Consider the following 12134-nt stretch of genomic DNA (forward strand, 5'->3'; position numbering starts at 1 on the left):
GCCGTGGAATACGGGCCGTTGACGGTCGTCGAACTCCCCCGCGGGTTGCGGTTCTCTTCCGATCCCGCAGTCCGGATGCAGCAGGACTAGGCCGAATGCTGGCGAGGAGTCCTGAACTCGCGGAGAAGTGGCTGCGCGCGCTCTTCGCACTGCAACGCGCAGTTGTAGACGTTGCGGTGTTCCCGACTTGGTGGCGCCAGACACTTCACGAGCTGGCGAGGCTGGTGCTTGACCACGAGATGCCCCATCTCGACAGGGACTGGGAAGCGGAAGATCAGACCCATCGCGCGCATCTCGACGCGATCTTGCCGATTGATCAGCTCAAGGAAGTGATCAACACGCACCCGAACTGTCAGGTCAACGTACGCAAGCGGGCTGCCGCTGCGCGGGAGGATGCAACCGACATCTGACCGCCCGAAGCACCGCCCCAAATCACAGGCACGGCATCGCTGCCGATCGCGGGCCAGCTCGGCACAGCCGAGTCTCGATGACCCAGATGGATATCTCGGTCGGAAGATCTGCAACGCCGGGCCGGCGAAGTCTTTAATGCCGTGTTCGGCACCGGCCTCGGAGAGGAGTCAGACGGCCAAAGGGTGGCAAAAGTTTGGGCTGAGGGGTGGCCGCCGCCGTCGTGTGTGCCCTGACTGGGCTTGGTAGACCCCGTGGGACTGAAACCACACCCGCGGATTAAAAGGGGCAATGATGCCCTAGTAACCAGCCTCTCTGGGCGTCAGAAGGCTGCGTTCGAAGGGACTCTGGCCCCGCGAGCCGACCCTCTTCGACTCCATTTCGCACCACGAATGATCCCATGGGAGCGACGGACGGCGCACCGGTGCCAGACGAGCCGGCCGAACCACCATCGGAACCTGCGACCCTATGCGCCTCGTGGGATACCGGTTCGATCCGTACGCCTAACGTCGGGCAGCGCAGGGACGGTCTCGCTCGAGCGGGTGCGGGTCAGTGTGCTCGTCGCACAGCTGGGACCTCGCGTAGTACACGGGCCGCCGCCGAGCGCTCGAAAAGCGGTGTCCCCGCCCAGCTCGGCTGGACGGGGACACGGCTGTCAGAGCTGGGTCACTCGCCCAGTCGCTGCGGGCCGGCGCCGCCGGTGAGCAGGAAATGGACCTTCGCACCGAACGTGGCCTTGAAGGTGCCGTAGCTCTTGATCACTGTGCTGGTACCGGTGGCCTTGCTGACGGCGTACACGGTGGCGGTGTTGGTGTCGTGGTCGAACGCGGTCAGTAGCGTGCTGGTCGCGCCGCACCGCTGGGCGACCAGCGAGTCGAACGCGGCGAACCCGGACGCACGGACCTGCTTCACGACCGGCTTCATCGGCAGCGTGACCGGCACGTGCACCGTGTAGAGCGCGCCGCCCTTGGTCAGCACCAGCAGGGTGTCGTACGTCGCCGTCTCGGCGATCAGGGTCATCGCCTTGACCGAACCGAAGCCGGGCGCCGAGCCGTATGACCGCGCCTGGTCCTCGACCGTGTACCGGTAGAGCGATCCGTTGGCGTGCAAACCGTAGAGGAACTCGTGCTCGTTGACCCCGTAGACGTAGTTGGAGTCGGTGATCTGGCTGAACCCGCGCCAGCCGGTGCCCAGCTTGATGGCCCGGACGGTCGGCGTGGTGGCCGACCCCTGGTACGTGGTGATCGCGCCGTACAGGTTGTCGCCCTGCAGGACGAGCCCGTGGTAGAAGCCCGTCGTGCCGTCGCCCTCCAGGTACCAGCTGGCGCTGGAACGGACGCCGAAGAGCTTGTACGGGGCGAGCGGGTTCACGGTGGGCGGCCGGGTGGCCGTCACGTCGTACCCACCGGCCGTCCCGGTGGCGTTCACAGCGCCGACACCGACCCCGCACGCCGTTGTAGCGGCCTGTGCGTCGGTGGTGGGGAGCTTTTCGGCTTTCTTCCCGGCGGCCCGGAACGAGTCAGATCCGGGCTTGACCGTGGTCGCGGCCGCCGGTACCGCTGCCGCGGTGACCAGGCCTAGCCCGGCCAGCGCGAGTGCAACACGTCGCAGTCTCATGGCCCCTACATCGCCGGGTGAGTACTCCGCGTTACCGGGAACTCATCACGTTACGGCTGCTATCCCCGGCTCATCAATTCCCGCCCTTGCAAGTTCCTCACTCGCCGGATCATGGGTTGTCGAAAGACTCCGGCCGGCTACGCCCCTCACTCCAACGCCGGCGGTACTAGTCAACTATCGGCACTTGAGGCGCCGGTCGCACGCCGCGCGGCGACCGGATCTGTCGATGTTCGCGGCAGTGGGACGTGCTGCGACGCGCGCCGGCGTTGTCATTCCCCGGTCCGTTGCTCGCACCGGCGGTCGAACAATGACCAGCCGTGCTTGAGCATTCGATAGGAAGGTAGGAACGCCTCGGCGACATGACCTGGACTTCCAGGGGCTTGAGCCACGCCAATGCCGGTTCGCCGGTCGGGTGATCCGAATGACGAGCGCCGAAAAACTGACCAACCCAGGACATGCGCGTCGGCACTCGTCTCACGCCACAGCTGACAGACCGCTTCGTGGTGGCCAGCGCTGGCGAAGGTGTCCTCGGCTGAGGCTCGGATGACATCGGTGAGGTTGAGGCCCGCCCTGCCTGTTCGCACGGCCGTACCGCCAGCCTTGCGGTCACTCAACCGATCCTTCTGATCATCGATCCTCTCCTGGTCGTCCTGAGATAGCCCAGCGAGGGAGTCGTAGTACTTGCCCATCTGGCTGTACATCTCGGCGAGGACGGTAAGACCTCGCTCGCGACGTTCCCTGCGATCGTCAGGGCTCAGGATCCACACCCCCTGAGCTGCCCCAACTAGGGCGCCGCGCAACACAGTGAAGTGCGACGAGGGATACAACTGCTTGGCATGCACAGCATCGAGCGCGAGTCGCAGATGCTCGCCGGAAAACACGAGTGACGTCCGTGCGAGTTGGCTGATCGCCATGTGCGGAAAGATCTTGTCGTCAAGCGCTAGATCGCTGCCGCTCTCTGGTTCTTCTACGGTTTTCGCCCTGAGCCGCCAGCGGTCAAGGTCCGGTTGCGCCTCAAGTATCGGAGTGAGAGCTGCGCGGTCTGCCTGGGACACGGACATGTCGAGCAGACTATCGACGAGCTGAACGGCTCCATAGCCTCCAAACCCCTGCCTGTCTGCTACGCGACGCCTCCTGGCGTGAAATCGAGGCAAGGGCTGATCGTCGAGTCCACGCGACCGGATCTGCCGCGACCGGCCGCAATGGGGCCTCCGCCAGATTTTCGGAGATCGTGGTCAGCTCTTATCCTCCGGCTGAGCTGGTTCGACTCCGCTCACGGGCAAGTTCGGGTAATCGCGTTGGCGGCGTCGCGGTCGGCAGCGGTGATGGGTAGTGCGTATTTGTAGGCGACTTGGAGGTATCGCAGGACGTAGGTGCACCGGTAACTACGGTTGAGTGGCAGCCACTCGCCGGGTCCGTCGTCGTTCTTGGAGGCGTTGGCCGGTCCGTCGACAGCGAGCAGGTTGGCTGCCTGGTCGTTGGCGAAGTCGACGCGTCGCTGCCGTGGCCACCGCGCCGCGCCCATGTCCCACGCGCGGGCGAGTGGATACACGTGGTCGATCTGGACCTTGGTCGCGTCGGTCTTGCGAAAGTCGATTCGTTGACCGGTGTACGGGTCGGTGCGAAGGGTGCCGGCGATGACCACGCATCGGGAGCGGGCGCGGTACTGCACTGCGGCCAACTGGGCAGCGAGTATGTCGTTGCGGGTGTCGCAGCCGTTGTGGCCACCCCGGCCGTCGTGATCGTCGGTCCAGGTCTGCCCGAACTGGTCGCGCCTGTATCCGGGTATGTGCGGCCGTGCCGTGACGACCCGGATCTTGCCAAGTTCGGCAGCGATTAGCTTGGCCCTCCCAGCTGCTGGCTGAACGGCACCGGGATTGGTCTTGGGCGTCGCTTGAGGCGCCTGTTTGGACGCGGCCGGGTCGGCACCGGACGCTGGGTAGGCGCACCCTGCAGTTGCGAAGCCGAGGATCAGGACAGCAAGCAGGGAGCGCATCACGCGACCCTAAACCACGAACGCTGCTTCGAATTCAGGCACTCCGAACAACTCCACCAAGCTCGGCTCGACAGGGTCTGTCGAGCCGGCGCCCGCCGTGCAGCGACCAGCTTGCTGACAGCGCGAAACGTACCCGTGCAGCAGGAAGCGTTTCGGGCTCAGCAGCCGATGAGCTGGCCTCGACGTCCGCCGGCGCGGTACTACGCCACGATCAGCGAGAAGGAGACGGCGCTTGTTGCCGGCGGCGGCTCAGACCGACGACTATCACACCTGAGAGTGCCGCGATGGCGGCCGCAACGGGAACGGCACCGAGAGCGTGCGCAGGCGGTGAACGGCCGGAGGCCGCATGCGGCATCCGGCCGTCGGCTCGGCGCGGGGCGGCTCACCCCTCGCGGATGAAGAAAGTGCCGTGGACGGCTGCGAGATTGGGCGGTCAGGAGCGTCGATCGCAGTGGGGGCACGCCATGGTGGGCACGAGCTCAGTCGGTTCAGGGCTGTCGGCGGACCAGATGAAGGCGGCGGTCGGTGCGGTCTCCTCGCCCGACACGGTGGACTCGCCGTTCGGGCGGCTCGAGTTCTTCGACGGGGTGCCGCGACCGGACACGGTGTCCACGGCGTACGACGCGCTCGACCTGATGCGTGGCATCGAGGTGTTCCTCAACGCGGTCCCTGGTGCGTCGCTGGTGGCGATGCGTCGCGGCCTGCGGTCTGCAGGCATCACCTCGGCACGCGTCATCGGTTTGACCGAGCCGCGGGCCAATTCCGGGAGTCTCTACTTGACCCCGAACACCGAAACCACCTACGGGACCACGTTCCTGGATCTCAAGGCGTGGGGCCCGACCGTGATCGAGGCGCCGCCGGACTCGCTCTGTGTCGTCGACGACTTCTGGTTCCGCTATGTCGCCGACATGGGCATTGCGGGCCCCGACCGGGGCCAGGGCGGGAAGTACCTGTTCATGCCACCCGGCTACGACGGTGACGTCCCGGACGGGTATTTCGCTTACCGCTGCTCGACGTACACGAACTGGGTCGTGCTCCGCGCGCTCGGCGGCGTCCCCGCCATCAAGCAGAGCCGGATCTACCCGCTCTCGCAGGGCGTGGCGCCGGCTGACAACGAGTTCGTCGACTTGGCGGAGGCGACCTTGAACTCGGTGCACGGCAACGACTTCTCCTTCTTCGAAGAGCTCGACGAACTCATCCAGGAGGAGCCGACGGAGGCACTTGATGCCGAACGCGCCGGCCAGCTCGCGGGGATCGGTCTCGCCCACGGTCAGCCATTCGCGCCCGACGACCGGATGCGCGCCATTCTCTCCCGGGCAGCCGAGATCGGCGCCGGGCTGGCGCGCACCCTCGCCTATGAACCCCGAGACCCCGAAGCCACGCTCTACGGGTCATGGAAGATCCCCTTCGTCGGCGGGAACTACGAGTTCCTCCGCAACGGCGCCCGCCTGCTCGATGCGCGCACCCAGTACCACTACCTCGCCACGGTGGTGACGCCCGCCATGGCGCACGCCCAGGTCGGTGCGGGCTCCGCCTACGCCTACACGATCCACGACAGCAACGGGGACCTCCTGGACGGATCCCTGACCTACCGGCTCCACGTCGACCCGAACCCACCGGCGAAGAACTTCTGGGCGGTCGACGTCTACGACACCCAGACCCGATCCCTGCTGCAGGTGCCCTCCACGATCTGGCCGGCCGTCGCCAGCAACACCGGCACCCTCCAGGCCAACAACGACGGCTCCTACGACCTGTACTTCGGACCCACCGCCCCGCAGGGCAAGGAATCGAACTGGGTGGAAACACTCCCGGGCAAGTCCTGGTTCCAGCTCTTCCGGCTCTACGGACCACTCCAAGCGTGGTTCGATCGGACCTGGACGCTCAACGAGTTCGAGCGCCTCGACTGACAAACCGCTGGTTGCGCAGGAAGCAGAGGTTATCCGTTCAGCACACACGGATGTGGCGGTCTCGTGAGTGACAGGGCGGTGTTCGGGATGTCGGCGACCTCTAGAAGATGGACTTTCCCGTCTTCTCGCGCGCAGTCAACGCGAGGTACACGGTGACGACACCGCTCGGTTCGGTCAACGTTCCGGTCGTCTGCGCGAACGCCCTCCGAAAGGCGATTCCGGTGAGTAAGTGGTGAGCTGGGACTCAATACTCCATAAGACCGCGGCAATATCGCCAGGTCAGAGAGCCGGTGAGGGGGCTCGAACCCCTAACCCCCGCTTTCTGGGTACTCACCTACTGTTGGTACGCGTTGATGCTCAAAGCCCTTGTGACACGAGGATTCTGGCCAGCGAGGCAATTCGTCGCCGGTCGACTTGTGGTCTCGTTTCGCATTGAAAACCATGGGCTAAACCATGGGGACCAGCACCTTCTGCCCGGTAGCCTGCCGACGGCTCGCCTCCCGCTGCTCTCCGTGCCCCGGCGCCGGAGATCTGGGGGGATCTTGCCGGCCAGCGGGGGTTGTGCTTCGGCGGCGGGTGGTTCATCGTGGTGGCACAGTTGCCCACCGGTCAGAAGCAACCAATGACCGACAGGGCCTGGGTCTGTTCACCTCACGGTTAGTCAGCGGGCGGCGGAACGGGACGGCCAAGCATCGGCGGACGTGCACGTCAGCTGAGGGCTTCCTGCAGGGAGGTTCGGATGGGTAAGCGGGCAGACAAGCGACGGCAGCGGGCCGCGCAGCAGTGGTTGGAACGGCAGGTCCAGCGCGACAGGAGAACCGTGGCGAGAATCGATGCCACGGGCGGTCCCCGACTGACGGAGGCCAGCGACTACTACACGGCTAAGCGGCACATCAGGGAGCATGACCACCCTGAGTTAAGGGACGACAGCCCGGACATCGCGTGGGATCACACTCCAGAGTGTCACTGCCATTGCGATAGTCACATCGATCTGCCGTTCAGGTGAGCGAAGCGTTCGACTTAGCTGTAGCTGGATGCGATAGGGGCGGCGAACCGGAATGAGCGAGACCAGCTGAGGCGATAGGCTTGGTGCGCAGGCCCGGCGAGTCTGGGCCGTGCGCAGCGCTTCGCGGCCTCCGATGGCGGCTATGTGTCAAGCGCCCGGACAGTCCTCCCGCATCGCCCCGATAGCTGCCGACCTCAGGTCCGGTGCGGGTCAAGGGTCGAGCTTGCTCGATCGCTTGCGACGCCGGAGGCGCCCTTGACGCGTGCCGGACCGGACTGCACCTCTCCATGATTGCTAGCGGGGCGGTGCGCGAACCCACCGGAAGCCGGGCGGCTCGGGTCATTGGGCAAAGCGGGTAGCCGGCCATTCGGGCGAGTGGCGCACCGACAGAGTGTCGATCGTTGATGGCGAGTTCTGCTGCCTTCGACCCGGCACCCTGTTAGCACGTGCGCGCCAAAGCCAAGGGACGCGCCCAGAACGCAGCGAAGCGGAGTGGCGGGCAGGCGTCCCGCCCTCCGGTGGCGGCGCGCATTCGGGCCCTGGAGGGGCCCGTCTTGATGAGGCCGGCCAAACCGCGCGCCAGGTGGCTGACCAGCTCGGGCAGTCCCGCCCGTCGATGACACAGGATGTGTACTTCGGTCGGAAGGCTCGGAACCCGGAGGCCGCTGAGGCACTGGACAGCCTCATGCCGGGAGCCCCGGGCGACGAAAACAATGGGGTAAACCATGGCCCGGAGGTCCCTGGACCATGACCTCCCGGGCATATCCCCTGGTCAGAGAGCCGGTGAGGGGACTTGAACCCCTAACCCCCGCTTTACAAGAGCGGTGCGCTGCCAGTTGCGCCACACCGGCCGGTGTGCTGGTACATAGTAGTGGATTGTGTGGGGAGTGCTGCGGGGGTCTGTGGGGTTTCGGTGGCTTTGGGGAGCCCGGGCGGTTTCGGTGTTGGGGGACTCGCTGGGGTTGGTGGCGCTGCTGCTGTATGTGCAGGGGACGACCGGGGCGGCGCTGGCGGTGGCGTTGGTGTTGTTGGCGGGGGACTTTGTGCCGGGCTTGTTCGGGGCGCTCGCGGGGGCGATCGGGGATCGGTTCGATCTCAAGCGGGTGATGGTGGTCTGCGACCTGGCGCAGGGGGTGCTGACGGTCGCGATGGGGTTGGTTCTGCCGCCGTTGCCTGTGCTGCTTGTGATGGTGGCGCTCAGGAGTATTACGGCGACGGTGTTTCAGGCTAGTTCGCGCAGTGCGATGCCTGGGTTGGTGAAGGACGAGGAGCTGGAGGCGGCCAACTCGGCGTTGGGGGCGGGGACGTATGGGTTGGAGGCGATCGGGCCGCTGATCGCGGCAGGGTTGTTCCTGGTGACCGACGTACGCGGGATTCTGTTGATCGACGCGGTGACGTTCTTCGTGTCGGCGGCGATGCTGAGTCGGTTGCCGAGGATCCCGCGGGCTGAGCCGTCGGGGCACAGTTTCCTGAAGGATGCGCGGGACGGGTTGGGCTACATCTGGCGAACCAAAGCAGTCCGGGTCATCGGGATCGGGTTCTTCGCGGTGGTTGCGTTCAACGGGGTGGATGACGTTGCGATGGTGTTTCTCGCGAAGGACGAGTTGCACGGGAGTGACTCGGCGTCGGCGACGTTGTACGCCGGGGTGGGGATCGGGCTGATCGTCGGGTTCGTGATCCTGGCTCGGTACGCGGGCCGGATGAAGATGCCGACGCTGATGCTCGCCGGGTTCGCTGTGAGCAGCATGGGGAATCTGGTCACGGGGCTGGCGTGGGCGATCTGGGCGGCGCTCGCGCTGCAGGTCATTCGCGGGCTGGGGATCGCGGGGATCGATGTCGGGGTCAACACTCATCTGCAGCGCGTCGTACCGGCGCACATGCGGGGACGGGTGTTCGGCAACTTGTACGGCGCGATCGGGCTTGCGGCGGGGCTCTCGTACGTGCTGGGCGGTTTGCTGCTGCAGCAGACGAACGCCCGTACGACGTTCATCACCGCGGGGGCCGGCGGGTTGCTGGCTACGGTTGTGACTGCGATCGGAGTTCGGCGATCGGGCGACGGAGAGCGCGAGCCCCGGGTACGGCGATGAGCGCGATCGCGGCCATGACGAGGAAAGCTGCGGACGGGTGATCGACCAGCAGGCCGACCACGACTGCGACGATCAGGCCGCCCAGGTTGCCGGACATCCAGATCAGGCCGGCTGCCGTGCCTTCGGCTTCTCCGGTACGGCGTTCTACCAACTCGAGGACGATCGGGAGGGCCGGGAGGAGGAGCAGGCCGATCAGGGTGATCGCGACGAAGCCGGTGAGGACGCCGGGGGCGAGTGCCAGTAGTACGCAGGCCGCGGCGGTGGCGGTGAGGCTGACGACGAGGAGTGTGGACTCGGCGTGGCGGCGTGCGACGAGGATCGGAATGATCGCGCTGCCGAGGACGCCGGCGATCACGTTGACCAGAAGAATGGTGCTGGCGGTGCCGCCGCTGACGCCGGCTGGTTCGAGAAGGGCCTGGGCGAAGGTGCTCATGGCAACGAATACGCCGAACGGGAAGAGCGCGAGCACGCACAGGCGGCGGATCAGCGGGTCACCCCACGCGGCCGCAAGCGCGCCGCGACCGGGCCGGGAGGGCGAGCCAGAGCCGGAGCCGGTGGACGCGCCTGGGTGCGCGGCTGAAGCGTCTGAACCTGCCCCCAGCGGATCGGCAGGCGTGGCTGCGGAGTCTGCGTGCGCAGTTGCGGCGTGGGCAGCGCCAGCGGCTGCAGAGTCGGCGTGCGCGGCCGGAGCGTCTGCGTGCTCAGCCGGCGCATCGGTGGGTGCAGCCGAGGCGTCGGCGCGGGCGGCTGCGGGGTGGGATGCAGCGGCTGGGTGGGCGGGCTGGAAGGGGCCGGGACGGCGTACGACGAAGATCAGGATGGCTGTGGCGAGGACGCAGAAGACTGCGGTGATCCACAGCATGGTTGGCAGGGAGGACGCGGTGGTGAAGATCGCGGAGAGGAGGAACGCGATCACCATGCCGGCGAAGATGCTGGCTGTGCCGACGGCGATGCCGGTTGGGCGGTCCTTTTCGGAGAGGTAGCGGCCGGTGATGCCGGTGACTGCGTTCAGTACGAGGGGCTGGGCGATCGAGGCGAGGATCTGGCCGGCCAGGAGCCAGCCGAAGTCGTCGCCGATCAGGCGTACGACGGCGCCCGCGGCGGTCAGCACGGCGCCTGCGATGAGGGCGGCGCGGAACCAGCGGTCCAGCAACAGGCCGCACGGGATCGCGAGTACGACGTACAGGAGGGGGAAAACCTGTGCGAGCCAGCCGATCGCGCTCTCGGAGACGCCGTAGCGCGCGGCTGCGACGGTGGTGACGCCGGCGAAGTTCAGCCAGACGAGCTGGGTGGCCGCGCCCACCAATGAGTAGCCGACGATCGCCGGCCACTGACTCCGCATCCGCATCTGCGAACTGTAGCGCCGGGACTGGCGTACAAAGGAGGAATGGTTGAGTGGGAGGGGCCGCTGTCCGAGGCGTACGAGCGGGCGCTGACTTATCTGGAGAATCTCCCGGAGCGACGGGTCGGCCCGCGAGCGACGTCAAAAGAGCTCCACGAGGCGCTCGGCGGACCGCTGCCGACCGGGCCGACGGATCCGCGGGAGGTCGTCGAACACCTTGCGAAAGGGGTCGATGACGGGCTGTTGCCGAGCGGGAGCGGGCGCTTCTTCGGGTTCGTGTTCGGCGGCGCCACGCCCGCGTCGCTCGCCGCGGACTGGCTCACGACGGTCTGGGACCAGAACGCGGGCCTGTACGCCGCCTCGCCCGCGGCCGCCGTGGTGGAAGACGTCACCGCGCGCTGGCTGGTCGAGCTCTTCGGCCTGCCGTCCACGACCTCCGTCGGATTCGTCACCGGTGCGCAGATGGCGAACTTCACCGGGCTGGCGGCCGCGAGGCATGAGGTACTGCGACGGGCCGGGTGGGATGTCGAGCGGGACGGGCTGATCGGAGCGCCGCCGATCCGAGTGCTGGCCGGGGCGGAGCGCCACGACACGATCGACCGCGCCCTGCGCTTCCTCGGCCTGGGGACGAACAGCATCGTGCCGATCGCGGTGGACGAGCAAGGGAGGATGCGCGCCGATGCGCTGGCCGAGGCGCTCGACGCGGACCCCGGCCGGACCACCGGCGCGGGCGGCAACGCGATCGACAGACCGACGATCGTCTGCGCCCAGGCCGGGAACGTGAACACCGGAGCGTTCGACCCCATCGCGGAGATCTGCGAGATCGCGCACGCACACCGAGCGTGGGTGCACGTCGACGGAGCGTTCGGTTTATGGGCCGCGGTCAGTCCGGGCCTCAGGCAACTGGTCGACGGGATCGACAGGGCCGACTCCTGGGCGACCGACGCCCACAAGTGGCTCAACGTGCCGTACGACTCGGGCATCGTGCTCTGCGCGCATCCCGAGCCGCACCGGGCCGCGATGTCGATCCGGGCGGCGTACCTGATCCAGGACGAGGACGGCGAGCGCGACTCGCTCGACTACAACCCGGAGTTCTCGCGCCGGGCACGCGGCACCCCGGTGTACGCCGCCATTCGCGCCCTGGGGCGTGACGGCATCGCCGAGATCGTCGACCGCTGCCACGCGATGGCACGTCGATTTGCTGACCGCCTCAAAACCAACGACGTACAGGTCCTCAACGACGTCGTCCTCAACCAGGTCCTAGTGAGGTTCGGTGACGACGCCACCACTCGCCGCGTGATCACCGACGTCCAGAACGAAGGCACCTGCTGGATGTCCGGCACCACCTGGCAGGGCAAGGCCGCGATGCGCATCTCCGTCAGCAACTGGACCACCGACGAAGCCGACATCGACCGCTCCGCCGCAGCCGTCCTGCGCTGTCTGCAACAAGTCCGGGGCTAGTTCCCGCGACCGGTGCGGTCCTGCAACTCGTCGATCAGGCGGGAGGCGTCGGCCTTCGACAACTGGTCCGGGACGTCGACGCCTGCCTCCTGGGCCAGGGTGTGCAGGTACGACGCTTGCGGGCCGGTCATCGGCTCCTCGCCGGTCGTCCACTCCTCCGGATCCTTGTCCGGGACTGGGTGCACTGTCATTGTTCCTCCCGTCGAACACCCGCTCGATTGTCGAGCGACCAGTACCCACCGGATCAACTTCCATGCACCCTGTCGATTTCCGCCGAGGTCGTTCGACGCTCAGGCGTACGAACGATCAC

At 66.8% G+C, this 12134-nt stretch carries 9 protein-coding genes and 1 tRNA gene; 4 read left to right on the top strand and 6 right to left on the bottom strand.

Going from position 1 to position 12134, the window contains the following annotated elements:
• The first annotated feature begins 95 nt into the window (after positions 1-95).
• Positions 96-410 (top strand): hypothetical protein, encoded by a 315-nt coding sequence (locus EV653_RS21335; RefSeq protein WP_134105486.1) that lies wholly within the window; start codon positions 96-98, stop codon positions 408-410.
• A gap of 664 nt (positions 411-1074) precedes the next feature.
• Here EV653_RS21335 and EV653_RS21340 read toward each other — a convergent pair.
• The 3 genes from EV653_RS21340 to EV653_RS21350 form a co-directional block, all read right to left on the bottom strand.
• Positions 1075-2025: a hypothetical protein gene (locus EV653_RS21340; RefSeq protein WP_134105487.1), complete on the bottom strand. Its 951-nt coding sequence runs from the start codon at positions 2023-2025 to the stop codon at positions 1075-1077.
• Positions 2026-2294: 269 nt separating this feature from the next.
• Positions 2295-3086 carry a hypothetical protein gene (locus EV653_RS21345; protein ID WP_134105488.1) on the bottom strand — a complete coding sequence of 264 codons (792 nt, stop codon included), beginning with the start codon at positions 3084-3086 and terminating at the stop codon, positions 2295-2297.
• 212 nt (positions 3087-3298) lie between these two features.
• Positions 3299-4021, bottom strand: coding sequence for an HNH endonuclease family protein (locus EV653_RS21350; protein WP_134105489.1), 723 nt, complete (start codon positions 4019-4021; stop codon positions 3299-3301).
• A gap of 464 nt (positions 4022-4485) precedes the next feature.
• Between EV653_RS21350 and EV653_RS21355 the strand changes: the two genes are divergently transcribed.
• A complete protein-coding gene (locus EV653_RS21355) occupies positions 4486-5928 on the top strand; it encodes a DUF1254 domain-containing protein (protein ID WP_202871769.1) in 1443 nt (480 codons plus the stop codon).
• 1784 nt (positions 5929-7712) lie between these two features.
• Here the strand turns inward: EV653_RS21355 and EV653_RS21365 are convergent.
• Positions 7713-7785 (bottom strand) — tRNA-Thr (locus EV653_RS21365).
• 51 nt (positions 7786-7836) lie between these two features.
• Here EV653_RS21365 and EV653_RS21370 point away from each other — a divergent pair.
• The gene (locus EV653_RS21370; protein ID WP_134105490.1) at positions 7837-9021 is read left to right on the top strand and encodes an MFS transporter; all 1185 of its coding nucleotides are present in this window, start codon (positions 7837-7839) and stop codon (positions 9019-9021) included.
• Here EV653_RS21370 and EV653_RS42195 read toward each other — a convergent pair.
• Positions 8951-10369, bottom strand: a complete 1419-nt coding sequence (locus tag EV653_RS42195) for an MFS transporter (RefSeq protein WP_238159936.1) — start codon at positions 10367-10369, stop codon at positions 8951-8953. The two genes, EV653_RS21370 and EV653_RS42195, sit on opposite strands and share 71 nt — an antisense overlap.
• 39 nt (positions 10370-10408) lie before the next feature.
• Here EV653_RS42195 and EV653_RS21385 point away from each other — a divergent pair, with 39 nt between their 5' ends.
• Complete coding sequence (locus EV653_RS21385) at positions 10409-11824, top strand: pyridoxal phosphate-dependent decarboxylase family protein (protein WP_134105491.1); 1416 nt, start codon at positions 10409-10411, stop codon at positions 11822-11824.
• Here EV653_RS21385 and EV653_RS21390 read toward each other — a convergent pair.
• Positions 11821-12015, bottom strand: coding sequence for a DUF3072 domain-containing protein (locus EV653_RS21390; RefSeq protein WP_134105492.1), 195 nt, complete (start codon positions 12013-12015; stop codon positions 11821-11823). The genes EV653_RS21385 and EV653_RS21390 overlap by 4 nt on opposite strands.
• Positions 12016-12134: the final 119 nt, after the last annotated feature.

The sequence above is a fragment of the Kribbella pratensis genome, assembly GCF_004365355.1.
GTDB lineage: Bacteria > Actinomycetota > Actinomycetes > Propionibacteriales > Kribbellaceae > Kribbella.

Coding starts and splice junctions, on each gene's coding strand:
- EV653_RS21340 (WP_134105487.1), bottom strand. CDS start 2,025: ATGAGACTGCGACGTGTTGCACTCGCGCTGGCCGGGCTAGGCCTGGTC.
- EV653_RS21355 (WP_202871769.1), top strand. CDS start 4,486: ATGGTGGGCACGAGCTCAGTCGGTTCAGGGCTGTCGGCGGACCAGATG.
- EV653_RS21385 (WP_134105491.1), top strand. CDS start 10,409: ATGGTTGAGTGGGAGGGGCCGCTGTCCGAGGCGTACGAGCGGGCGCTG.
- EV653_RS21390 (WP_134105492.1), bottom strand. CDS start 12,015: ATGACAGTGCACCCAGTCCCGGACAAGGATCCGGAGGAGTGGACGACC.
- EV653_RS21350 (WP_134105489.1), bottom strand. CDS start 4,021: ATGCGCTCCCTGCTTGCTGTCCTGATCCTCGGCTTCGCAACTGCAGGG.
- EV653_RS21345 (WP_134105488.1), bottom strand. CDS start 3,086: ATGTCCGTGTCCCAGGCAGACCGCGCAGCTCTCACTCCGATACTTGAG.
- EV653_RS42195 (WP_238159936.1), bottom strand. CDS start 10,369: ATGCGGATGCGGAGTCAGTGGCCGGCGATCGTCGGCTACTCATTGGTG.
- EV653_RS21335 (WP_134105486.1), top strand. CDS start 96: ATGCTGGCGAGGAGTCCTGAACTCGCGGAGAAGTGGCTGCGCGCGCTC.